At 72.2% G+C, this 21182-nt stretch carries 24 protein-coding genes; 17 read left to right on the top strand and 7 right to left on the bottom strand.

Features of this window, described 5'->3' with window-relative positions; all coding sequences use genetic code 11:
• Positions 1-3: 3 nt before the first annotated feature.
• On the bottom strand, positions 4-579 hold the full coding sequence (locus CRP56_RS36920) for a PadR family transcriptional regulator (protein ID WP_097271554.1): 576 nt from the start codon (positions 577-579) through the stop codon (positions 4-6).
• A 25-nt stretch (positions 580-604) separates the two neighbouring features.
• On the bottom strand, positions 605-1390 hold the full coding sequence (locus tag CRP56_RS36915) for an SGNH/GDSL hydrolase family protein (protein WP_097274808.1): 786 nt from the start codon (positions 1388-1390) through the stop codon (positions 605-607).
• Positions 1391-1549: 159 nt separating this feature from the next.
• Between CRP56_RS36915 and CRP56_RS36910 the strand changes: the two genes are divergently transcribed.
• Positions 1550-2389: a DUF2182 domain-containing protein gene (locus tag CRP56_RS36910; RefSeq protein WP_097271552.1), complete on the top strand. Its 840-nt coding sequence runs from the start codon at positions 1550-1552 to the stop codon at positions 2387-2389.
• Between the two features lie 152 nt (positions 2390-2541).
• The gene (locus tag CRP56_RS36905) at positions 2542-3201 is read left to right on the top strand and encodes a DUF1326 domain-containing protein (protein WP_097271550.1); all 660 of its coding nucleotides are present in this window, start codon (positions 2542-2544) and stop codon (positions 3199-3201) included.
• Between the two features lie 32 nt (positions 3202-3233).
• Here the strand turns inward: CRP56_RS36905 and CRP56_RS36900 are convergent, their stop codons facing one another.
• A complete protein-coding gene (locus CRP56_RS36900) occupies positions 3234-4013 on the bottom strand; it encodes a sulfite exporter TauE/SafE family protein (RefSeq protein WP_097271548.1) in 780 nt (259 codons plus the stop codon).
• Between the two features lie 117 nt (positions 4014-4130).
• On the opposite strand from CRP56_RS36900, the gene CRP56_RS36895 reads away from it, so the two are divergent.
• From CRP56_RS36895 to CRP56_RS36885, 3 genes are all read left to right on the top strand, one after another.
• Positions 4131-4499 (top strand): hypothetical protein, encoded by a 369-nt coding sequence (locus tag CRP56_RS36895; RefSeq protein WP_097271546.1) that lies wholly within the window; start codon positions 4131-4133, stop codon positions 4497-4499.
• Positions 4500-4566: 67 nt separating this feature from the next.
• A complete protein-coding gene (locus CRP56_RS36890; protein WP_097271544.1) occupies positions 4567-5247 on the top strand; it encodes a DUF3105 domain-containing protein in 681 nt (226 codons plus the stop codon).
• A gap of 108 nt (positions 5248-5355) precedes the next feature.
• Complete coding sequence (locus CRP56_RS36885; RefSeq protein WP_097271542.1) at positions 5356-6033, top strand: hypothetical protein; 678 nt, start codon at positions 5356-5358, stop codon at positions 6031-6033.
• A 35-nt stretch (positions 6034-6068) separates the two neighbouring features.
• Here CRP56_RS36885 and CRP56_RS36880 read toward each other — a convergent pair whose 3' ends face one another.
• Positions 6069-6812, bottom strand: coding sequence for a class I SAM-dependent methyltransferase (locus tag CRP56_RS36880; protein ID WP_097271540.1), 744 nt, complete (start codon positions 6810-6812; stop codon positions 6069-6071).
• A 199-nt stretch (positions 6813-7011) separates the two neighbouring features.
• Here CRP56_RS36880 and CRP56_RS36875 point away from each other — a divergent pair, with 199 nt between their 5' ends.
• Positions 7012-7929, top strand: a complete 918-nt coding sequence (locus tag CRP56_RS36875) for an NADP-dependent oxidoreductase (protein WP_097271538.1) — start codon at positions 7012-7014, stop codon at positions 7927-7929.
• 10 nt (positions 7930-7939) lie between these two features.
• On the opposite strand, the gene CRP56_RS36870 is transcribed toward CRP56_RS36875, so the two are convergent.
• Positions 7940-9319 carry a glycoside hydrolase family 43 protein gene (locus tag CRP56_RS36870; protein ID WP_097271535.1) on the bottom strand — a complete coding sequence of 460 codons (1380 nt, stop codon included), beginning with the start codon at positions 9317-9319 and terminating at the stop codon, positions 7940-7942.
• A 235-nt stretch (positions 9320-9554) separates the two neighbouring features.
• Here CRP56_RS36870 and CRP56_RS36865 point away from each other — a divergent pair, with 235 nt between their 5' ends.
• From CRP56_RS36865 to CRP56_RS36850, 4 genes are all read left to right on the top strand, one after another.
• Positions 9555-10979 carry an amidase gene (locus CRP56_RS36865; protein ID WP_097271534.1) on the top strand — a complete coding sequence of 475 codons (1425 nt, stop codon included), beginning with the start codon at positions 9555-9557 and terminating at the stop codon, positions 10977-10979.
• A gap of 26 nt (positions 10980-11005) precedes the next feature.
• Positions 11006-11224 carry a hypothetical protein gene (locus tag CRP56_RS36860; protein ID WP_179851209.1) on the top strand — a complete coding sequence of 73 codons (219 nt, stop codon included), beginning with the start codon at positions 11006-11008 and terminating at the stop codon, positions 11222-11224.
• A 133-nt stretch (positions 11225-11357) separates the two neighbouring features.
• A complete protein-coding gene (locus tag CRP56_RS36855; protein ID WP_097271532.1) occupies positions 11358-12842 on the top strand; it encodes a flotillin family protein in 1485 nt (494 codons plus the stop codon).
• 38 nt (positions 12843-12880) lie between these two features.
• Positions 12881-13327: a type II toxin-antitoxin system PemK/MazF family toxin gene (locus CRP56_RS36850; RefSeq protein WP_097271530.1), complete on the top strand. Its 447-nt coding sequence runs from the start codon at positions 12881-12883 to the stop codon at positions 13325-13327.
• A gap of 63 nt (positions 13328-13390) precedes the next feature.
• Here the strand turns inward: CRP56_RS36850 and CRP56_RS36845 are convergent, their stop codons facing one another.
• Positions 13391-14206 carry a TIGR02452 family protein gene (locus CRP56_RS36845; protein ID WP_179851208.1) on the bottom strand — a complete coding sequence of 272 codons (816 nt, stop codon included), beginning with the start codon at positions 14204-14206 and terminating at the stop codon, positions 13391-13393.
• A gap of 277 nt (positions 14207-14483) precedes the next feature.
• Between CRP56_RS36845 and egtA the strand changes: the two genes are divergently transcribed.
• Genes egtA through CRP56_RS36820 form a run of 5 tightly spaced genes read left to right on the top strand, consistent with a single transcriptional unit; the run spans position 14484 to position 19224 of the window.
• Entirely contained in the window at positions 14484-15920 is a 1437-nt protein-coding gene (gene egtA, locus CRP56_RS36840) for an ergothioneine biosynthesis glutamate--cysteine ligase EgtA (protein WP_097271528.1), read from the top strand.
• The gene (egtB, locus tag CRP56_RS36835; RefSeq protein ID WP_097271526.1) at positions 15917-17227 is read left to right on the top strand and encodes an ergothioneine biosynthesis protein EgtB; all 1311 of its coding nucleotides are present in this window, start codon (positions 15917-15919) and stop codon (positions 17225-17227) included. The genes egtA and egtB overlap by 4 nt, the downstream gene beginning before the upstream one ends.
• Positions 17227-18006, top strand: a complete 780-nt coding sequence (gene egtC, locus CRP56_RS36830) for an ergothioneine biosynthesis protein EgtC (RefSeq protein WP_097271524.1) — start codon at positions 17227-17229, stop codon at positions 18004-18006. Before egtB ends, egtC begins: the two co-directional genes overlap by 1 nt.
• Positions 18003-18965: an L-histidine N(alpha)-methyltransferase gene (gene egtD, locus CRP56_RS36825; RefSeq protein WP_097271522.1), complete on the top strand. Its 963-nt coding sequence runs from the start codon at positions 18003-18005 to the stop codon at positions 18963-18965. Before egtC ends, egtD begins: the two co-directional genes overlap by 4 nt.
• Positions 18966-19008: 43 nt before the next feature.
• Positions 19009-19224, top strand: a complete 216-nt coding sequence (locus tag CRP56_RS36820; protein ID WP_059194767.1) for a dodecin — start codon at positions 19009-19011, stop codon at positions 19222-19224.
• A gap of 10 nt (positions 19225-19234) precedes the next feature.
• On the opposite strand, the gene CRP56_RS36815 is transcribed toward CRP56_RS36820, so the two are convergent.
• The gene (locus tag CRP56_RS36815; protein ID WP_097271520.1) at positions 19235-19726 is read right to left on the bottom strand and encodes a phosphatase domain-containing protein; all 492 of its coding nucleotides are present in this window, start codon (positions 19724-19726) and stop codon (positions 19235-19237) included.
• Positions 19727-19821: 95 nt separating this feature from the next.
• Between CRP56_RS36815 and rpmF the strand changes: the two genes are divergently transcribed.
• Both rpmF and CRP56_RS36805 read left to right on the top strand, forming a co-directional pair.
• Entirely contained in the window at positions 19822-19992 is a 171-nt protein-coding gene (gene rpmF / locus CRP56_RS36810) for a 50S ribosomal protein L32 (RefSeq protein ID WP_097271518.1), read from the top strand.
• 7 nt (positions 19993-19999) lie between these two features.
• Entirely contained in the window at positions 20000-21166 is a 1167-nt protein-coding gene (locus CRP56_RS36805; protein ID WP_097271516.1) for a GTP-binding protein, read from the top strand.
• The last annotated feature ends 16 nt before the right edge of the window (positions 21167-21182 follow it).

Genomic DNA, 21182 nt, shown 5'->3' with positions numbered 1-21182 from the left:
GGCTCAGCCGCGGGCGGCGGTCCGCTGTTCGAGGCGTGCGAGGGCGGTGTCGGCCCACCGGAGGTTGCCACGCTCGAAGGCCATGCCGCCGAGGAGGGTGAGGTAGGGGCCGATGCGGTCGGCCTCGGCGAAGTACTCGTCCTCGGTCCGCCCGGCCAGCATGCGTTCCTGCATGCGCTCGTAGCGGGCCAGCTTGGCGGCGGAGCGTTCCCTGCGCTCGGCGACCGCTTCCCGTACGGCACGGATGTCCTCGCGGTCGGCGATGTCGAGGCACTGGACCTTGACCATGAGCTCGTCGCGGATGGCCGTCGGCTTGGCGGGCGCGTGGGCCACGTAGGACCGCAGGACGTCGAGCCCGGCGTCGGTGAGGGAGAAGAGCCGCTTGTTGGGGCGGCGTTCCTGCTGGACCACGCGGGCGGAGACGAGCCCTTCGCTCTCCATGCGCTCCAGCTCGCGGTACAGCTGCTGCGGGGTGGCCATCCAGAAGTTGGCGACGGAGGCCTCGAAGCCCTTGGCGAGGTCGTATCCGGAGGCCTCGCCCTCCAGGAGGGCCGCCATCACCGCGTTGCGCAGAGCCATGCACTCAACCTAACAGCCGGTTCGATCAGTCCAGGGCGAGGACCGGGAGCAGCTCGGGGCGCTTGGCCTGCCGTCCGTCGCCGGACGAACGGCCGCGCACTCGCCGTACCAGCCACGGCCCCAGGAAGGAACCGGCCCAGCGCAGTTCACCGCCGAGGGACCGCAGCCCGGAGCCCGCGCGCGGGTCGGCGGGCAGGTCCCGGGCCCAGCTGTCGTCGCTGCCCGGCAGGCCGAGCGCGTGGGCGACCGCGGCGGCGATCCGGGCGTGTCCGAGGGGGCTGGCGTGCAGCCGGTCGGGGCTCCACAGGCGGGGGTCGGTGACGACCGGGGGGTCGGCGGTCTCGGCGACCAGGACGCCGTGCCGGGCCGCCGCCTCCCGGATGCGGGCGTTGAGGGCGGCGACGCGGGGGCCGACGGGGCGGGCCAGCGGGGTGATCCGGGAGGCGTCGGGGAAGGTCAGCGTCGCCACGCGGGCGCCCTGGCCGGTGAGCGCGGCGAACATCGCCTCCAGGTGTCCGGCCACCTCGTCGGCGTCGAAGCGGGGCCGCAGCAGGTCGTTCACCCCGGCGACGACCGTGGCCAGGTCGGGCTGCAACGCGAGGGCGGGCGCGAGCTGTTCGGCCCGTACCTGTCCGGCGAGGCGTCCGCGGACGGCGAGGTTGGCGTAGAGCAGCCCCGGCGACTGCCGTACGAGCTGCTCGGCGAGCCGGTCCGCCCACCCGCGCAGTCCCTGTACGTCGTCGCCGTCACCGAGCCCTTCGGTCTGGCTGTCGCCGAGGGCGACGTACCGCGTGTACCGGCTGTCCACCATCGATCGCCCCGCTTCGTCGTCGAGCATCACTGAACTACACACCTACTCGCATTATTGACTATAGAGGGTTGTTGCGGCCACGGAACCGCCCCGTTCGGACGAGGTCGCGTCGCGCGGGGACCTGTGCTGTGCTGGAAGCAGTCGCGGGAGAGCAGGCCGATGCGTCACAGCCGTACGTCCGTCGTCGCCTCCGCTCCGCCGGTCGCGCCGACCGGAGCGGGCGGCGGGCTGCTGCCGGCGAAGGATCTCGCGGCCGCCTGGTTCCTCGTGGTGCTGATCGCGGTGCCCGCCTGGGTGCTGACGATCGGCCAGGCCCAGGACATGGGCGTCGAGCCCGGCACGATGGGGATGGCGCTGCCGCTGTTCCTGCTGCTCTGGGTGACGATGATGGCGGCGATGATGCTGCCGTCCATGGCGCCGGTGGCCATCACCTGGGTCCGGGGCATCGGTCGGCAGTCCTCCGGCTGGGTCCGTACCGCCCGTACCGTCGCGTTCATCGCGGGATACCTGCTGGTGTGGACGGCGTTCGGGCTGCTCGCGTACATGGCGCTCGCCCTCACCGGAAGCCTCGTCGACGACCACCCCACCGCCGGCCGCTGGATCGGCTCGGTCGCCTTCCTGCTCGCGGGCCTGTACCAGCTGGGCCCGCTGAAGTACGTCTGCCTCCGGCACTGCCGCGACCCGCTGAGCCACCTCGTGCGCTACTCGGGCTTCCGGGGGCCGGCCCGCGACCTGCGGGTGGGCCTGCACCACGGCGCCTACTGCGTCGGCTGCTGCGCCGGGCTGATGGTCGTCCTCGTGCCGCTGGGCGTCATGAACGTGGCGGCGATGGCCGGGCTGGCCGTGGTGATCTTCCTGGAGAAGCTGTCGCCGCGGGGTGTGCTGCTGGGGCGCTTCGTGGGTGTCGTGTTCCTCGTCCTGGCGGTGCTCGCGCCCTTCCAGGACTGGCTGCTGCCGGGACTGCAGGACTCGATGCCGGCGATGGACGACGGCATGTGATCCCTCGCGCGTGACCGTGCGGGTTCCCTGCGAGGGGCGGGAGGTGCAAGCTGGAAGGGAGACCGTCTCCCGATCCCGGGACGACCGGACTCGGCACACGCGGTCTCGCCACTCCGAGTGAGCTCCCCGGGGCTCGGCAGGAGGGAAGCGAGATGACTGAACAGGCCACCACCACCGTGCCGCGCTGGCATCTGACCGGCGACTGGTTCGACGTGTGCAAGTGCGCCATCCCCTGCCCGTGCACGTTCGCACAGCCCCCGACGTACGGCGACTGCGAGGGCGTCCTGGCCTGGCACATCCGGGAGGGCAGCTACGGCGACGTCCGGCTCGACGGCCTCAACGTCCTGATGCTCGGCTCCTTCACCGGCAACGCGTGGACCGGCGAGCACACCGACCCCTACGCGGCGGTCTTCCTCGACGAACGCGCCGACGAACAGCAGCGGGCCGCGCTCGGTGCCGTCTTCGGCGGCGAGGCGGGCGGCTGGCCCGCGCAGTTCGGGGAGATGTTCCACCCCGAGATGCGCGGCATGGACGTGGCCCCCGTGCACATCGAGGTCGACGAGGACCTCGCCACCTGGCGGGCCGAGGTGCCGGGCCGGGTCACGGCGGTCGCCGAGGCCCTCGGCGGCCCCACCACCCCTGACGGCGCCCGCGTCCAGGTCCACAACGCTCCCGGCGCCGAGGTCGGTCCGGGCCAGGTCGCCACGTGGGGCCGGGCCACCACCGACCGCGCCAACGCCTTCGGCTTCACCTGGGACCGCTCGGGCAAGTCGAGCAAGCACTTCCCGTTCGACTGGAGCGGTCCGGACTGACCCGGGCGGGCCCACCCGTTCCCTGAATCGGCTCAGCTCAGCGCGGCGATGCCGTACGACGTCCCCAGCGCGGCGGCCAGTGTGCCGAGCAGGAGGCGGAGTGCGGTCTCCGGGACGTGCGGCTGGAGGTGGGCGCCGAGGTAGCCGCCGATCAGGCCGCCGAGGCCGCAGGCCAGGCCGAGGGACCAGTCGGGGGCGACGTCTCCTGAGCCCGTGAGGGACAGCAGTGCGAAGGCCGTGGCGCCGGCCAGCGAGGTCACGAAGGTGGAGGCCAGCGCGGCCGGTGCGACCTGGGCGACCGGCAGACCGCGGCCGACCAGGAGCGGGCCGAGCAGCGAACCGCCCCCGATGCCGTAGACCCCGCCGACGATCCCCACCGCCAGGGCGAGACCCGTCACCGTGCGCGGGGACGGCAGCGCCGCCGCGGTGACCCTGGCCGGACGCAGGGTCCTCATGATCAGCCACAGGCCGAGCGGCAGGAGCAGCAGCGCCACCAGGAGACGGAACACGCCCGGCCCCGGCACCGCGAAGACCCGTACGACAGCACCGATCAGCACCCCGGGCAGTGTGCCGGCCACCAGCAGCCGTGTCAGCGGACCGCGCAGTCGCCCGGCCCGGTGGAAACGCACCAGCGCTCCCGGCCCGGCCACCACGTTGAACAGCAGGTTCGTCGGCGTGACGGCCGGACTGGGCACGCCGAACACGCTCAACTGCACCGGCAGCAGGAACACCGCCCCGGACACCCCCACGGGCGAGGTGACCACCGCGATCAAGAGCCCGGCGACCAGCCCGCCGATCTCCGACTCTCCCAACCGTGCCCCCTGTGCCGAGCCGCGCCCTCCTCTACGAACACCGGACACCCTGCCCCAACTGCCTCCCCCACCGCACCTTCACCTACCCTGAGACCTCGAAAGGGCGGGGAATCGACGATGTGGGCGCGGCGGCGGACCGGAGCCGTGGTGTGGGGCCTGGTGGTGGCCCTGGCCACGCTGCTCGGCGTGGCCTGCCTGTGTGCCCGGGGCGCGCCGCCGTCGGCCGAGCACGCCCCCACGACTGTCGTCCTCGACACGCCGGACCAGCAGGTGCGGGAGCACGTCTGCGTCTCCTCCGGCCACGACCGGTGCGGCGGAAAAGCCGTCGTCGGCAAGCCGAGCACCGCACCCGGCCCGCACCCCCAGCCGCTCGCCCCGCCGAGCCGCGTGGACACCCGGCCGGCCCTCGCCGTGCCCGCCCGCGCCCCGTACACCGCGGAGCCCCGCGCCCCCGACCTCCACGCCCTGCAGGTGCTGCGGACCTAGACCGGACGCCGTTCCCCGTCCGTCCACCGGCGTCCGCCGGTCTCCGCTGCCCCCAAGGGACTTCACCATGGCTTCCGCCAACTCCAAGAGCACCAGAACGAACCCGAAGAAGAAGAACAGGAACTCCGCCGCCTCCAAGGCCGAGGCGCGCCGCGCCCGCGTGGAGGAACAGCGCCGCGCCGAACAGGCCCGCGAGCGCCGCAACCGGATCATCACCGTCACCGTGTCCGCCGCGATCCTCGCCGGGCTCGTCGGCGGCGGCTGGTATCTGCTCGACGCCGCCGACGCGAAGGAACAGGCCCAGGCGGCGCCGGTCTCCGGCGAGAAGACGTGGGCGAAGCTGAGCCAGACCCACGTCGACACCGCGGTGAAGTACCCGATGACACCGCCGGTCGGTGGCGACCACGCGCCCGTCTGGCAGAACTGCAACGGCGACGTCTACACCGACCCGATACAGAACGAGAACGCCGTGCACTCCCTGGAACACGGCGCGGTCTGGATCACGTACAACGACAAGGCCTCGGACGCGGACGTCAAGGCGCTCTCCGACAAGGTCGCCAAGACGCCGTACACGCTGATCAGCCCGTACCCCGACCAGTCCTCGCCGATCACGCTCTCCGCCTGGGGCCACCAGCTGAACGTGACGAAGAGGTCCGATCCCCGGGTGTCCGAGTTCCTGGAGAAGTACGTCCAGGGCAGGCAGACCCCGGAGCCGGGCGCCGCCTGCACGGGCGGCAAGTCCGCGTGAGCACGGCCGCCTGACGACCGGACGGCCGGGTGCCACGACACCCGGCCGCCCGGGCATGCTTGCCCTCTCCTGCGCAACCCGCCACCACCACTCAGGGAGACGACACCGGTGAGCGACGACAGCCCCCGCACATACGCTCCGCTTCCGGACCGCCCGGACGGTCGCCGTGCCGCCTTCCACGGGCACGTGGCGGAGCTCATCGAGTTCCTCGGCGCCGAACCGCCCGCCGCGGCGGGCCCGGACCGGGAGTGGGAGCACGAGGCACGCACGATCGTCCGGCGCGCCCTGCGCGCGGCGGAAGCGCCCCCGGAGGGAGTCTTCGAGCGGCTGGTCCGCACCGGGGTGCACGACCCGAACCCGAGCTTCAATCGGCAGTTCATCGAACCGGCCGTCCGTCTCTACGGCCGTCGACGGGTGAAGGCGGCGCTCATCGACGTGTTGCGCACCGGAAGCGACGCGGAGCGGGCCGGAGCCGCCCGCGCTTGGTACTGGACGGGGGCCCCTGTGCGCTACCTCGACGGGGAGACCCGCGTCATGACGCCCGAGAGCCGGGCCGAGGTCGACTCGGTGGCCGATCTCGAAGCCGAGTGGCAGGAGGCGGCGCTCCGGGAGTTCATCGCCAACGAGGACCTCGGCGTCCGCCGGTGCATCCTCCCTGGCCTCGTCCTGGAGACGCGGCGTCGGCCCGCCGAGCTCCACGGCCTGGTGGCCGAGGCGGTGCGCATCGCCCGCGGCCATTCGGACCCATACCTGCGGGATCGTGTCGAGATCCAGGTCGGAGAGTAGGGGCGGGGGCGGTCCTGCCACCCCGAGGCGGCCGATCAGGCCCGGCAGCGCAGCATCACCAGGGGCGGGTGGGCGAGCAGGTCCGTCCAGAACTCCTCGCCGAACTCGCGGATACCGGCCTCGGACACGCTCAACGGGACCCACTCGATGTCACGGAACCCGGCCACCCGCAGCGACTCCTCGTAGACCTCGCGGCGTGGGACCGTGCCAAGGATGCTGATCGGCTGGGGTTCGAGGAGGGCGGTGACCCGGCACCGCGGACCGGCCTCCGCCTCCTCGCCGGTCGGCTCGCAGCGGAAGCCGTACTTGTCGAGGGATTCGCAGTCGAACCGGTAGTCGGGCCGCTGGCAGAGCACGTAGAACTCGCCGCCCGGCACCAGGTTCCGATGGATGTTGCGGCACATCCGCCGCAACTCGGCGACGCTGTCCGCGTAGTTGAGGCACTGCACGCCGAGAGCGACATCGAACCTCGTCTCCAGCGGACGCAGTTCGGCCACATCTCCCACCTCGTAGCGCACGCCCAGCGGTTCGCGCCGCTCGATGTCCTGCGCGACGGCGATCATCTCGCCGGAGATGTCGACCCCGAAGACATCCGTCGCGCCGCGCCGCTTGAACTCCCGGCTGTAGAAGCCGGTTCCGCACGCCAGATCAAGAACCGACCTGCCGCGTACGTCCCCGACCAGGGCCAGGAAGCTGGGCACTTCCCCGAACCGGATCAACGGCAGGGCCTTGAACCCCTCGAAGGCCTCACCGATCGCGTCGTACTGCTGGACACTCATGTGTCTCCCCCTGCTGCTGCGGATCGTCTGTACGCGGCAGCGAGTCTCCCTCCGTCCGGTCCGGCGCCCGTACTGGCGGATGGCACGAAGAAGCCGGCCGCCGACGCTCGTATCACCCAACACGTCCGGGAACAGGGAGCGGCCCCGCGGGTGTTGAAGGCGTGGTTCTGCTCCGACTCCGAGGTGCGGTGGTCAAGTGATGAAGGCGGTACGGTTCCACGCGTACGGCGAGATCGACGTGCTCCGCGTCGAGGACGTGCCACGCCCGTCACCCGAGCCCGGGCAGGTGCTCGTCGAGGTCCGCGCGGCCGGCATCCAGCCCGGCGAGGTGATGATCCGCAAGGGCGCGCGGCACGGCCGCTGGCCGGCGACGTTCCCCTCCGGGCAGGGCAGCGATCTGGCCGGTGTGGTGGTGGAACTCGGCCCCGAGGTGCGCGGCTTCGCGGTGGGCGACGAGGTGCTGGGGTTCACCCATCGGCGGGCCAGCCACGCGGAGTTCGTCGTGGTCGACGACGTGAACCTGGTCGCGCGTCCGCAGGAACTGTCCTGGGAGGTGGCCGGGTCGCTGTACGTGGCCGGGACGACCGCGTACGCCACCGTGTTCGCCGTGGACCCCGGCCCCGGGGACACCGTCGTGGTGTCCGGCGCGGCGGGCGGCGTCGGATCGCTGGCGGTGCAGTTGGCACGGCGGCGGGGTGCCACGGTGATCGGGCTGGCGAGCGAACGCAACCACGCCTGGCTGAAGGAGCGCGGGGTCGTCCCGGTCGCGTACGGCGAGGGCGTGGCCGATCGGGTGCGGGAGGCGTCCGGCGGGCGGGTCGACGCGTTCATCGACACGTTCGGCGACGGATATGTGGTCCTGGCCGTGGAGTTGGGCGTACCGCCCGAGCGGATCAACACGATCCGCGACTGGCAGGCCGCCGCCAAGGTCGGCGCGCGCACCTACGGCGAAGGCTCGGCGGCCTCCGCGGTCGTCCTCGGCGAACTGGCCCGCCTCGCCGCCCGCGGGGAACTGGAGGTCCCGGTCGCCCGCACCTACCCGCTGGAGCAGGTGCGGGAGGCGTTCCAGGACCTGGAACAGGGGCACACCCACGGCAAGATCGTGCTGCGCCCCTAGGCACCCGCGGTCAGGCCCAGGCCGTCACCGGGGTGAAGGAGCTGTCCTGGCGGAACTGGGCCGTGCCGTCCGAACGCTCCACTCTCAGTTGGTAGTTGTAGTGGCGCAGGTAGTAGCCGGGGTAGTTGTACGACTCGAAGCGGAGCGAGCCGGTCGTCGTGCCTGCGCGGGCGATGAACGTGGCGTCCTTGGCGAAGGTCGAGGTGCCGTCGTTCGCGTCGAAGCGGGCCCGGAAGTCCCAGTGGCGCAGGTAGTTGCCCGCGGAGTCGCGGAAGGAGTAGCCGCCCGCGTCGGCGAGGCCCGCGACGACCGTGAAGGTGGCGGCCGTCTTCTCGGCGGAGGTGCTGGAGCCGGTCACCACCGGCAGGTTGAGCAGGGCGGACTGGTTCTGCCAGTAGCGGGTGGTGTAGTTGGCCGACTGGAAGGAGCGCGTGACGTTCTTCGCGAGCGTCGGGCCGCCCGAGACGGTCTCCTTGACGACCGTGAAGTGCCGTGCCGTACCGGAGATCGCGGGCAGCGCCGTCGGCGCGGACCAGGTGGCGAAGGTGTCGTAGCTGTCGCTGTAGTAGTAGTTGCCGTCGCCGTAGCCGTCGAAGAACAACCGCCAGGCGCCGTTGTCGAGTTGGACCAGCGCCGGGCCCTCGCGGTAGCTGCCCCAGCCCGCCCAGTCGCCGGTCCTCGAGATCGTGTAGGGGCCGGTCAGCGACGAGGCGGTGGCGTACTCGATGTACTTGGTCGTCTCGTTCTTCGTGAAGGCGTGGTAGGTCGAGCCGATCCGCACGATGAACGTGTCGATGTGGTTCGCGCCGATGCCGGACAGGGCCACCGGTGAACTCCACGCCGTGAGGGCCGAGTTGGTGGCCCTCAGCCGGTACGGCGTGAAGATCCACTCGTCGCTGGTGAGCGAGCAGGACACGATGACGTTGACACTGCCGTCGCTGTCGACGAACCACTCCGGCGCCCACGCCCGGGACAGGTTGGCGATCGGGACCGTGTAGTCGTAGAGGAAGGTCCAGTTGACGCGGTCGGAGCTGCGGGCGAAGCCGATGGTGGTGCTGACGTCCTGCCAGGTGTGCGTGGTGTAGGTGAGGTAGTAGTAGCCGTCGGTGTGCTTGAAGACGCTGGCGTCGCGGATCCTGTTGCTCGGCGGGGTGTACGCGGACGCCTGGACGAGCCGGAAGTCGGTGGCGTCGTCGGACTGGTAGACGTTCACCGTGCCGTCGTCGCTGTTGAGGAACGGCACGATCGTGTAGCGGGTGGCGGAGCCGCTCGGCGGGGCCGCGGCGAAGGCCGCGCCGGGCAGTTCACCCAGCAGGACGGCCGAGGCGGGCAGAACCGCCATGGCGCGCAGCAGGGTACGGCGTGACGGCATGGGGGGTCGTGTGGTCACGGGCGGCTCTCTCTCGGACAGGACGCGGCTCAACGTCCGGAATACCGAACAAGGTTCGGAAAGTCGATCAGAAGGTAGGGGTGAGGCTGCGCTGCGTCAATGGGTTGCGCATGACCTGACGGGGACTGTGAGGCGGCTGTGCCGAGCCCCGAACGGCCGTCCCGCCAAAGGGTGTTCCGGCGAAGCGCTTGCAGTCGTTACCGTTCGGTAGGCAACGTCACCGGAGGTGTCCCGTATGACGCACGACCGTTCCGCCGGCCTGGTGGAGACCGCACGCGCCCTGGCCGACGGCACCGTCACGGCACGGGCGCTGGTCGAGCGGACGCTCGCCAGGATCGAGGCCGAGCAGGGCCCGCTGAACGCCTTCCGGATCGTCCGTGCGCAGGCCGCGCTCGCCGAGGCCGACGCGGCGGACAAGGAACTCGCGGCCGGGGTGCGCAAGCCGCTGCTCGGGGTGCCGGTGGCCGTGAAGGACGACATGGACGTGGCGGGCGAGCCCACCGCGTTCGGCTGCCAGGGCGAGTTCCCGCCGGTCGCCGAGGACGGGGAGGCGGTACGGCGGTTGCGGGCCGCCGGGGCCGTCATCGTCGGCAAGACCAACACCTGCGAGTTCGGGCAGTGGCCCTTCACCGAGGGGCCCGCCTTCGGGGCCACCCGCAACCCGTGGAACGCGGACCACACGCCCGGCGGGTCGTCGGGCGGTTCGGCCGCCGCCGTCGCCGCGGGGCTCGTACCGGCCGCGCTCGGCTCCGACGGCGCAGGGTCGGTTCGTATCCCGGCGTCCTGGACCCATCTCATCGGCATCAAGCCGCAGCGCGGCCGTATCTCCACCTGGCCGCGCGGCGAGTCCTTCCAGGGGATCACCGTCAACGGCACCCTGGCCCGTACGGTCGCCGACGCCGCCCTCCTGCTCGACGCGGCGAGCGGCAACCACGCCCTCGACCCGCACCGCCCGCCGTCCGTCGACGCCTCGGGGGCCGCCCGCCGCGACCCCGGCCGTCTTCGCATCGCCCTCGCCCTGAAGCCCCCGTTCACCGCTCTGCCGGCCCGGCTCCAGCCGGCGGTACGGGCGAAGGTCGTCCAACTCGCCGAGCAGCTGGCCGCGTTGGGGCACACGGTCGAGGAGGCCGACCCGCCGTACGGCCAGATCGGGCTCACCTTCATCCCGCGCGCCACCGCCGGTCTCGCCGAGCGCGTCGGCGACGCGCCCTTCCCCGCGCTCCTCGACCGGCGCACCCGCGACGCCGCCCGGCTCGGCCGACTCCTCGGCAGGGCACCGCTGCGGGCGGCACGGCGTGCGGAGCCGGTCCTGCACCGCCGTATCGGCGCCTTCTTCAGGTCGTACGACGTCGTCCTCGCCCCCACCACCGCCGCTCCCCCGCCCCGCATCGGCTCGATGCTCCCGCTCAGCGGCTTCGCCACCGACCGCGCGATGATCGCGGCCTGCCCCTACGCCTGGCCCTGGAACGTGCTGGGCTGGCCCGGCGTCAACGTCCCGGCGGGGTTCGTGGACGGCGGTCTGCCGGTGGGGGCGCAGTTGCTCGGGCCGGCCAACAGCGAGCCGCTGCTGATCTCGCTCGCCGCGCAGTTGGAGGCGGAGCTGCGCTGGCACGAGGCGTGGCCGGCACCGCGGGCGGCCGCCGACTCGCCGGCCGCGTGACGGCGTCGGGCCCGTACCCTGTGACCATGGACGATGCGTCGATGGTCGGGCTCATGGGGCGGGTCACCGGAACGGTCGGGCCGGGGCTCGTCGGCGAGGTGATCGTCCGGGTGCGCGGCGGCGCCGAGCACTTCCTCGCCTATCCGGCCACCGGCGGCGACCGCATCGAGCGGGGCACGGTCGTCATGGTGGTGGAGTACCAGCCGCCGAGAACGGTCTACGTGCAGGCGGCGTACGACAGTTGAGCGGGCTTTGTCGCAGGTGAGAGCCGTTTGCGTCAAGGTTGCGACAAGAGTTCGTCAGGGTCTGTACCCGGGCTGCGCCGAGGCGCACACTCCCTTCGTTCGGTGCCGAAAGGGCACCATGCAAAGGGGGCGTATGCCGATGGTCATCGGCGTCGTTGCGGGGATCGCAGTAGGTGCGGTCCTTGTTCTGATCGGTGTGTTCAAGATGATGTGGCGGGTGGCCGAGCCCAACGAAGCGCTCATCATCTCGGGTTCCAAGCACAGGACCGAAGGCCTCGAAGAGGGCATGGGATTCCGCATCGTCACGGGGCGCGGCACGCTGGTGCTGCCCGGCGTGCAGGCGGTGCGCAAGCTGTCCCTCGACCTCAACGAGACCGAGCTGCACGTGGACTGCGTGACCCACCAGGGCATTCCGCTGAAGGTGCGGGGCGTGGTCATCTTCAAGGTGGGCGACGACTTCGTGTCGATCGCCAACGCGGGGCGCCGCTTCCTCGACCAGCAGAAGCTGATGTCGGAGCGGGTGCACAACGTGTTCGCCGGTCATCTGCGGTCCATCGTCGGCGGGTTGACGGTCGAGGACATGATCCGCGACCGGGAGAAGCTGACCGGGCAGACCCGGGCCGCGTGCGGTACGGAGATGGAGAAGCTGGGGCTGATCGTGGACTCGTTGCAGATCCACGAGATCGAGGACCCGACCGGGTACATCCAGAACCTCGCGATGCCGCACGCCGCGGCCGTCCAGCGGGACGCGCGGATCGCGCAGGCCGAGGCGAACCGGCTGGCCACGGAGGCCGAGCAGCAGTCGTTCGCGCGGATGGCGGAGGCCACCCGGGACAGCGAGATCCTCCAGGCCGGCTACCAGGCCGAGCGCGACAAGGCCGCCGCCAAGGCCCAGCAGGCCGGACCGCTCGCGGACGCCGCGGCCCGGCAGGAGGTCGTCGTGCAGATGACCCGGGTCGCCGAACTGGAGGCACAGCGGACCGAGCAGCAGCTCCAGGCGGACGTGCGCAAGCCCGCGGACGCGAGGGCGTACGAGAAGCGCACCCTGGCCGAGGCCGAGCGTGACGCGCGTATCTCGGCGGCCCAGGCCAAGGCGAAGGAGACCGAGCTGGCCGCCGCGGCCGAGGCGACGCGGGTCAAGACGGCCGCGGCCGCCGAGGCCGAGGCGACCAAGGCGCGCGGTACGGCGACGGCAGCCTCGACCCGCGCCACCGGTGAGGCCGAGGCAGCAGCGGCCCAGGCCAGGGGCCTCGCCGAGGCCGAGGCGACGAAGGCCAAGGGTCTCGCCGAGGCGGAGGCCATCAAGGCGCGGGCCGCCGCCCTCGCCGAGAACCAGGAGGCCGTGGTCGCCCAGCAACTCGCCGAGAACTGGCCGGAGATCGTGCAGGCCGGGGCGTCCGCGTTCGGGAACGTCGACAACATGGTGGTGCTCAACGGCGCCGACGGCGTGGCGGACATGTTCGCCAAGGCGCTCACCATGGGCGGCACGGGCCTCGGTCTGGCCCGCCAGCTGCTCGCGTCCATGAACCAGAACGGTCAGGCACCGGCCGGGACTTCGTCCCTGAACGGGCTCACGCCACAGCCGCCGGCGCAGAAGGTGCCCGTGACGGAGAGCTAGCCGACAGCGGACACGGGGGTACCCCTTAGGGTGCCCCCGTGACTGCGTTTACCGATGAGAACGTCCCCGGCCGCTTCGGCGCCACCGCCACCACCGAGGCCGACCCCCGCGAGGTGGGCCGGGTGCGCACCGAGTACTCGCCCGCGCACGACGGCGACCCGGACCCCGGGGAGATCGTGTGGACCTGGGTGCCCTTCGAGGAGAACGACGGGCGCGGCAAGGACCGGCCCGTGCTGGTGGTGGCCAGGGAGGCGGCCGGGACCTTCCTCGCCGTGCAGCTGTCGAGCAAGCGGCACGACGGCGACCGCGAGTGGGTGGCGATCGGGAGCGGACCCTGGGACCGGACGGGCCGCGACTCCTGGGTGGACGTGGACCGCGTGCTGCGGCTGCACGAGGACGGCATGCGCCGGGAGGCGTGCGCGCTGGACCGCGGCCGGTTCGACCTGGTCAGGAGGCGGCTGCACGAGCGCTACGGCTGGACCTGAAAGCACCTTCACCACGGCTGGGCCTGGAACACCTTCGCTATGGCTGGACCTGAAACACGTTCGCTACGGCTGGACCTGGAACACCTTCTCGAAGGCGCCCCGCACCACACTGCCGGACGTGCGGTCCAGGACCCCGAAGACGACGTGCTCGAACGCCGTGTGGAACCGTCCTCCAGGGGCCAGCAGCGCCTGGAAGGCACCGGCCACCTGCACCGGGTCGTTCTGGAACACCCCGCACCCCCACGCCCCGAGCACCAGCCGCCGGTACCCCTCGGCCGCCGCCGCCTCCAGCACCCGCTCGGCGCGGACGGCGAGGGCCCGCGGCAGCTCGCCGGCCCGCTCCGGCGCCGTACGGCGGACGACACCGGCGTTGGGCGCGGCGGCCGTCAGGAAGCCGCAGCGGTACGGCTCGTCCAGCAGTCGGCCGCGGTCGTCGCGGAAGACGGGGACGGCCGGTGAGTGGATGACCCGGTCCGTGTAGAACGGGTCGCGGTGGGCCCGGTGGTGGTCGTAGAAGTCCCGGGTCTCCCGCACGCACGTGTACAGCGCGGAGGCCCGGCACAGGGCCTCCTCCTGGGCCTGGGCGCCGTTGAGATAGCCACCGCCCGGGTTGCGGGCCGAGGCGAAGTTCAGGACGGCCGGGTCGCCGCCGAGCCGGCGCGCGGCCTCCAGGCTGCTCTCGCCGGTGACCTCGACGAACAGCTCCGCCGGTGTCCAGGACGGCACGGCCACCGGCTCCGGCCCGTACAGCCGCGTCCCGGCCCGGGCCGCCTCGATGTCCGCCGCGAGGGACACCTCACGCCCGTCGGAGGCGCGGTAGCGACCCGCCTCGACGATCTGCTCGGTCTGCTGGGCGATCCCACGCAGGCGCGCGCTCATGGCGCCACCCCCGTGGGCGCCTCGATCGCGCGCCGTGCGCGCTCCCCCGTCGTGCTCATGCACGCATCGTGGGCGATGCTGGTCATACGGTGCAACGGAGTTTCCCCACCTCGAGAACACCCAGGAAACACGCAGGAAACGGAGATCCTCGGCCCCGCACGCGGGAATGTGCACCCTTGTGCGAATCGCCGCGAGGGTTTTGGGTGGGACGAGCAATGCCGACCCGGCCAACATCATCCGGGCCGGTGGCATGGTGGAATCTCAGGAGGATCCCGACATGTCCGATTCGGTTACCGACTGTAGCGACTGTACGGAGCCCCGCACCGCTCTGTCCGCCGCCGAGGTGGAGGCCCTGGTCAGGGGCATCTGCTTCAAGACCGGACCGCCCCGCACCGTCGGCGTCGAGGTGGAATGGCTCGTCCACGAGCTGCGCACCCCGCAGCTCCCCGTCACATCCCAACGACTCGAAGCGGCGTACGCCGCACTGCGGGACGTGCCCCTGAGCTCGGCGCTCACCGTCGAGCCCGGCGGTCAGCTGGAGCTCAGCTCGCCGCCCGCCGCCTCCCTCATGGAGTGCATCGGCACCGTCTCCGCCGACCTCGACGCCGTCCGCACGGCGCTCGCCGGGCACGATCTCGGCCTCGTCGGCCTCGGCCACGATCCCTGGCACCCGCCCCGCCGGTATCTCCACGAACCCCGCTACGACGCCATGGAGGCGTGCCTCGACCGCACCGGCCCGGCCGGCCGGGCCATGATGTGCACCTCCGCGTCCGTGCAGGTCTGTCTGGACGCCGGCCACGAGGAACCGGGTCCGCTCGGGCACGGGCGGCGCTGGTGGCTGGCGCACCAGTTGGGCGCGGTCCTGGTCGCCGCGTTCGCCAACTCCCCGCTGGTCGGCGGCGAGCCCACCGGCTGGCTCTCCACCCGGCAGCTGCTGTGGATGGAGATCGGCGCGGGCCGCGCGGGCGCGCCCCCGCTGGAGGGCGACCCCCGTGCGACCTGGGCGCGGCATGTGCTGGACGCCCCGGTGATGTGTATACGACGCGACGAGGGGGCCTGGGACGTCCCGGACGGCATGACCTTCCGGGAGTGGACCCGCTCCGGGGTGCCGAGGCCGCCGACCCGCGAGGATCTCGACTACCACATCACCACTCTCTTCCCGCCGGTCAGGCCACGGGGCCACATCGAGCTGCGCATGATGGACGCCCAGCCCGGCGAGGACGGCTGGATCGTGCCGCTGGCGGTGACGACGGCGCTGTTCGACGACCCCGAGGCGGCCGAGACCGCCTACCGCGCGGTGAAGCCGCTGGCGGAGCGGGCGCAGGGGCTGCCCGCCCCGCACAACCCGCTGTGGCTGGACGCGGCCCGCACCGGCCTCGCCGACCCGGAGCTGCACGAGGTGGCCGTGGAGTGCTTCACGGCCGCCCTGGACGCCCTGCCGAGGCTCGGCGCGACCGACGAGGTGCAGGACGCCGTCGCCGCGTATCTGGAGCGCTACGTCCGCCGGGGCCGCTGCCCCGCCGACGACCTGCTGGACCAGTTGCACGGCACGGACCCCGCCGACGACCTGCTTGTCGGCGCTTTTGAGGGCCGCGTCGGTCTGAACCGGCCGCACGGCAAGGCCTCCGCCGACGACCCACTGGGCCAGCCGCACGGCAACGACCCCGCCGGCGACCTGCCGGCCCGGCCGCACGGGAAGGACCTCCGCACATGACCGACGACGCCGAGACGCTCCGCGTACGGGCGCTGACCACTCTCACCACGGCCCGCGACCGCACCACGCTGCTGACCAGCTGCGTCGAGGACCCCGACCTCACCGCCCAGCACTCGCCGCTGATGTCCCCGCTGGTGTGGGACCTCGCCCACATCGGCAACCAGGAGGAGCTGTGGTTGCTGCGGGGGGTCGCGGGCCGGGAGGCGATGCGCCCGGAGATCGACGGCCTGTACGACGCCTTCGAGCACCCGCGCGCCGAACGGCCCAAGCTGCCGCTGCTGCCGCCCGTCGAGGCCCGGCGGTACGCGGCGGAGGTGCGCGGCAGGGTCCTGGATCTGCTGGAGTCGACCGCCTTCCACGGCACCCGGCTCACCGAGGCCGGTTTCGCCTTCGGGATGATCGCCCAGCACGAACAGCAGCACGACGAGACGATGCTGATCACCCATCAGCTCCGCAAGGGCCCCCAGGCCCTGACCGCGCCCGACCCGGACCCGGCCCCGCTGTACACCGGTCCGGCCGAAGTCCTCGTCCCCGGCGGCCCGTTCACGATGGGCACCTCCGACGAGCCCTGGGCGCTCGACAACGAACGCCCCGCGCACCGGCGCGAGGTGGCGCCGTTCTGGATCGACACGGCGCCGGTCACGAACGACGCGTTCCAGGAGTTCATCGAGGACGGCGGCTACTGGGTCGACCGCTGGTGGACACCGGCGGGCTGGGCGCACATCCGGGAGCACTCGATCGACGCCCCGCTGTTCTGGCGCCGGGACGGCGACCAGTGGCTGCGGCGGCGGTTCGGCGTCACCGAGGTGGTGCCGCCCGACGAGCCGGTGGTGCACGTGAGTTGGTACGAGGCCGACGCGTACGCCCGCTGGGCCGGGCGCCGGCTGCCGACGGAGGCCGAGTGGGAGAAGGCCGCCCGGCACGACCCGACCACGGGCCGCTCGATGCGCTACCCGTGGGGCGACGCCGACCCGGCGCCCGAGCACGCCAACCTCGGCCAGCGGCATCTGCGCCCGGCCCCCGCGGGCAGCTACCCGGAGGGTGAGTCGCCGCTGGGGGTACGCCAGTTGATCGGGGACGTGTGGGAGTGGACGGCGAGCGACTTCCTGCCGTACCCCGGGTTCCAGGCGTTCCCGTACAAGGAGTACTCGGAGGTGTTCTTCGGCCCCGAGTACAAGGTGCTGCGCGGCGGCTCGTTCGCCGTGGACCCGGTGGCCTGCCGGGGCACGTTCCGCAACTGGGACTACCCGATCCGGCGGCAGATCTTCTCCGGCTTCCGCACCGCCCGGTCCGCGGAGGGCGTCTGATGTGCCGTCACCTGGCCTATCTGGGGCCCGAGGAGCCGCTCGGCAGACTCCTGGTGACGCCGCCGCACGGCCTCTACCGGCAGTCGTGGGCGCCCCGGCGCCAGCGGTACGGCACGGTCAACGCCGATGGTTTCGGGGTCGGTTGGTACGCGCCGGGCGACCCGGTGCCGGCCCGCTACCGCCGGGCGGGCCCGATCTGGGCGGACCAGTCCTTCGCCGACCTCGCGCGGGTGGTCCGCACCGGCGCCCTCCTCGCCGCCGTCCGGGACGCGACGCTCTCGGGCGCGGACGCCGAGGCCGCCGCGGCCCCGTTCGCGAGCGGGCCGTGGCTGTTCAGCCACAACGGCGCCGTCAAGGGCTGGCCCCACTCCCTGGCGCCGTTGACGGAGACCCTTCCGGCAGCGGACCTGCTGGCGATGGAGGCCCGCAACGACTCGGCGTTCGTCTGGGCGCTGGTCCTCGCCCGGCTCCGGGCGGGCGACGAGGAGGGGCAGGCACTGGCGGACACGGTCCTGGAGGTCGCCGAGGCGGCCCCCGGGTCCCGGCTGAACCTGCTGCTCACCAACGGCGAGTCCATCGCCGCGACCGCCTGGGGCGACACGCTCTGGTATCTCGCGAGCCCCGGCCGCAGCACGGTCGTGGCCTCCGAGCCGTACGACGACGATCCGCACTGGCAGGAGGTCCCCGACCGCACCCTGCTCGCGGCCAGCGGCACGGACGTGCTGCTCACGCCGCTCAAGGAACCGTCCATGGAACCGCCGAAGGAGCCCCGCACGTGAGTCCGTTCCTTCTCACCCGCACCCTGCCCGAGGACGCCACCGAGGCCGCCCTGCGCGCCGACGTCCTGCACGGCCTGACCCACACTCCGAAGACGCTCCCGCCGAAGTGGTTCTACGACGCCCACGGCAGCGAACTCTTCGACCGGATCACCGAGTTGGAGGAGTACTACCCCACCCGCGCCGAGCGCGAGATCCTCGTGGCCCGCGCCGGTGAGATCGCCGCCGCGACCGGGGCCCGCACCCTGGTCGAACTGGGCTCCGGCTCCTCGGAGAAGACTCGGTACGTCATCGACGCGCTCACCGAGCTGCACACGTACGTGCCGGTCGACGTCAGCGAGAGCGCGCTCACCCAGGCCGGTCACGCGCTCATCGCCGAGCGGCCGGCGCTGAGCGTGCACGCGCTCATCGCGGACTTCACCGCCGAACTGGCCCTGCCCGAGACGCCGGGACCCCGGCTGGTCGCCTTCCTCGGCGGCACGATCGGCAACCTGCTGCCGGCCGAGCGGGCGGTGTTCCTGGCCTCGGTCCGCGCCCTGCTCTCCCCCGGCGACGCCCTGCTGCTCGGCACGGACCTGGTGAAGGACGAGAAGGTGCTGGTCAGGGCGTACGACGACGCGGCGGGCGTGACGGCCGCGTTCAACAAGAACGTCCTGACCGTCGTCGACCGCGAGCTGGGCGCCGACTTCGACCCCGGCGCCTTCGACCATGTGGCGCTCTGGGACGCGGAGCACGAGTGGATCGAGATGCGGCTGAGGTCCCGTACCGCCCAGACGGTGAAGATCCCGGCGCTGGACCTCGCCGTGGACTTCGCGGCGGGCGAGGAGCTGCACACGGAGATCTCGGCGAAGTTCCGGAAGGAGGGCGTGCGGTCCGAACTGTCCGCCGCGGGGCTGGAGTTGTCCCACTGGTGGACGGACGAGGAGGGCCGCTTCGCGTTGTCGCTGAGCCGGGTGCGGTGACGGACGGCTCGCGCTCTGCCGTCGCCTGGGGCACGGTGGTTCCATGACGAATCACACCTATCGGGTGACCGAGATCGTCGGCACCTCGCCCGACGGCGTCGACCAGGCGATCAGCAACGGGATCAGCCGCGCCTCCCAGACCCTCCGCAACCTCGACTGGTTCGAGGTGACGCAGGTGCGGGGCCAGATCGAGAACGGTCAGGTCGCGCACTGGCAGGTGGGCCTGAAAGTCGGCTTCCGCCTGGAGGAGTCGGACTGACCGACCGCCCTCAGGTCCGCCCCTCCCGCTCCTGCGCGGTCTTCAGCGCGGCGGAAGGGGCGGTCCAGCGGGCCCGTACCACCGTGAAACCGGCCTGCTCGGCGTCCGCGCAGACCAGTTCGTCGTCGTCGACCAGCACCCGGACGTCCCGGGTGCGGTCGAGGCGGCGGAGGGTCTCCAGCTTGGTGCGCCGGGCGGGCCTGCGGTCGTTGTCCCGCCGCATGTAGATACGCCCCTCGGGCAGCCCCTGCGCGGCCAGCCAGTCCCGCGTGTCCTGGCGGCACCGCTCGGGCCGGCCGGTGAGGTAGACGACCTCGCACTCCGCCGCATGCTCCAGGACCAGCGCGATGCCCTCCGGAAGAGGCGGGTCGGCGGGCGCGGCGGCGAAGAACCCGTCCCAGTCACGCGGCTGCCGCTCCAGGAAGTGCTGCCGGTGGGCGGTGTCCGCGAGGGTGTTGTCGAGGTCGAACACGGCCAGGGGGCGCTTGCTGCTGTCGGTCACGTCACTCACCCTAACCAAGAAGCGGCAATTGTTAATGGGATCCATTTTCATGTAGCGTCCTCGGTGCTCGCTGCCCCACCGAGGAGGTCCCTGTCATGGCTGTCCCCAAGCGGAAGATGTCCCGCAGCAACACCCGCCACCGCCGCGCGCAGTGGAAGGCGGCCACGCCGTCGCTGGTGCCCGTCACGATCGACGGCGTACGTCACCTCGTACCGCAGAACCTGGTCAAGGCGTACGAGCGCGGCCTGCTGCGCCCCGAAGGCTGAGCGCCTGATGCCTCCCCACGACCGCCTGCCGGTCACCGTCCTGTCCGGGTTCCTCGGGGCGGGCAAGACCACGCTGCTCAACCATGTGCTGGCCAACCGCGAGGGCCTGCGGGTCGCCGTGATCGTCAACGACATGAGCGAGGTCAACATCGACGCCGCGCTGGTGCGGGGCGGCGAGGCCGCGCTGTCGCGCACCGAGGAACGCCTGGTCGAGATGACCAACGGCTGCATCTGCTGCACACTCCGCGACGACCTCCTGGAGGAGGTCGACCGGCTGGCCCGGGAGGGCAGGTTCGACCACCTGCTCATCGAATCGTCGGGCATCTCCGAACCCCTGCCCGTCGCCGCCACCTTCTCCTTCGCCCGCGACGACGGGGCCACCCTCGGGGACGTCGCCCACCTGGACACCATGGTCACGGTCGTGGACGCGGCCAACTTCCTGCCCGAGCTGGACAGCGGCGACGAACTCGCCGAGCGCGGCCTCGCGCCCTTCGAGGACGACGAACGCACGGTGAGCGATCTGCTCGTGGACCAGATCGAGTTCGCGGACGTCCTGGTCCTCAACAAGCTCGACCTGGTCGACGCGGACGCCGCGGCCCGCCTGCGCGCGGCCCTGCGCCGCCTCAACCCCGTCGCCCGGATCGTCGACGCCCGCCACGCCCGCGTGGACCTCGGACAGGTCCTGGGCACCGGCCTGTTCGACCTGGACCGCGCACAGCAGGCGCCGGGCTGGGTCCAGGAGCTCAACGGCGAACACGTCCCCGAGACCGAGGAGTACGGCGTCTCCTCCACCGTCTTCCGCTCCGAACTCCCCTTCCATCCCACCCGGTTGTGGGACTTCGTGACGCAAGACCTCGACGGCGGCGCCCACGGCCGCGTCCTGCGTTCGAAGGGCTTCTTCACCCTCGCGAGCCGCCCGCTGGTGACGGGCCTGTGGTCCCAGGCGGGCTCGGTGGCCCGCTTCGAGCCGTCGGCGGCCCGCGACGACGAGGCGCCGTACGCGCAGGAGCTGGTGTTCATCGGCACGGGCTTGGACCACGCGGGTCTGCACAGGGCACTGACGGCCTGCCTCATGACGCCGGACGACGGCGCGCCCTTCCCCGACCCCTTCCCGGCATGGGACACGTACGGGATCGACGACGCCTGCGAGCACGAGCACACCCTGACGGCCTGAGACGGAGACGGCTGGC

It is taken from the genome of Streptomyces sp. TLI_55 (genome assembly GCF_900206255.1).
GTDB lineage: Bacteria > Actinomycetota > Actinomycetes > Streptomycetales > Streptomycetaceae > Streptomyces > Streptomyces aquilus.
Note: the sequence above shows the minus strand (reverse complement) of the source record. Positions and strands in the feature narration are given on the sequence as shown.

Excerpts from the sequence above, each read along its gene's own strand:
- CRP56_RS36860 (WP_179851209.1), top strand. The coding sequence starts at position 11,006 with ATGGACGATGCGTCGATGGTCGGGCTCATGGGGCGGGTCACCGGAACG.
- CRP56_RS36910 (WP_097271552.1), top strand. The coding sequence starts at position 1,550 with ATGCGTCACAGCCGTACGTCCGTCGTCGCCTCCGCTCCGCCGGTCGCG.
- CRP56_RS36880 (WP_097271540.1), bottom strand. The coding sequence starts at position 6,812 with ATGAGTGTCCAGCAGTACGACGCGATCGGTGAGGCCTTCGAGGGGTTC.
- CRP56_RS36805 (WP_097271516.1), top strand. The coding sequence starts at position 20,000 with ATGCCTCCCCACGACCGCCTGCCGGTCACCGTCCTGTCCGGGTTCCTC.
- CRP56_RS36855 (WP_097271532.1), top strand. The coding sequence starts at position 11,358 with ATGCCGATGGTCATCGGCGTCGTTGCGGGGATCGCAGTAGGTGCGGTC.
- CRP56_RS36845 (WP_179851208.1), bottom strand. The coding sequence starts at position 14,206 with ATGAGCGCGCGCCTGCGTGGGATCGCCCAGCAGACCGAGCAGATCGTC.
- egtC (WP_097271524.1), top strand. The coding sequence starts at position 17,227 with ATGTGCCGTCACCTGGCCTATCTGGGGCCCGAGGAGCCGCTCGGCAGA.
- CRP56_RS36895 (WP_097271546.1), top strand. The coding sequence starts at position 4,131 with ATGTGGGCGCGGCGGCGGACCGGAGCCGTGGTGTGGGGCCTGGTGGTG.
- CRP56_RS36820 (WP_059194767.1), top strand. The coding sequence starts at position 19,009 with ATGACGAATCACACCTATCGGGTGACCGAGATCGTCGGCACCTCGCCC.
- rpmF (WP_097271518.1), top strand. The coding sequence starts at position 19,822 with ATGGCTGTCCCCAAGCGGAAGATGTCCCGCAGCAACACCCGCCACCGC.
- CRP56_RS36920 (WP_097271554.1), bottom strand. The coding sequence starts at position 579 with ATGGCTCTGCGCAACGCGGTGATGGCGGCCCTCCTGGAGGGCGAGGCC.
- egtB (WP_097271526.1), top strand. The coding sequence starts at position 15,917 with ATGACCGACGACGCCGAGACGCTCCGCGTACGGGCGCTGACCACTCTC.
- egtA (WP_097271528.1), top strand. The coding sequence starts at position 14,484 with ATGTCCGATTCGGTTACCGACTGTAGCGACTGTACGGAGCCCCGCACC.
- CRP56_RS36890 (WP_097271544.1), top strand. The coding sequence starts at position 4,567 with ATGGCTTCCGCCAACTCCAAGAGCACCAGAACGAACCCGAAGAAGAAG.
- CRP56_RS36915 (WP_097274808.1), bottom strand. The coding sequence starts at position 1,390 with ATGGTGGACAGCCGGTACACGCGGTACGTCGCCCTCGGCGACAGCCAG.
- CRP56_RS36905 (WP_097271550.1), top strand. The coding sequence starts at position 2,542 with ATGACTGAACAGGCCACCACCACCGTGCCGCGCTGGCATCTGACCGGC.
- CRP56_RS36865 (WP_097271534.1), top strand. The coding sequence starts at position 9,555 with ATGACGCACGACCGTTCCGCCGGCCTGGTGGAGACCGCACGCGCCCTG.
- CRP56_RS36875 (WP_097271538.1), top strand. The coding sequence starts at position 7,012 with ATGAAGGCGGTACGGTTCCACGCGTACGGCGAGATCGACGTGCTCCGC.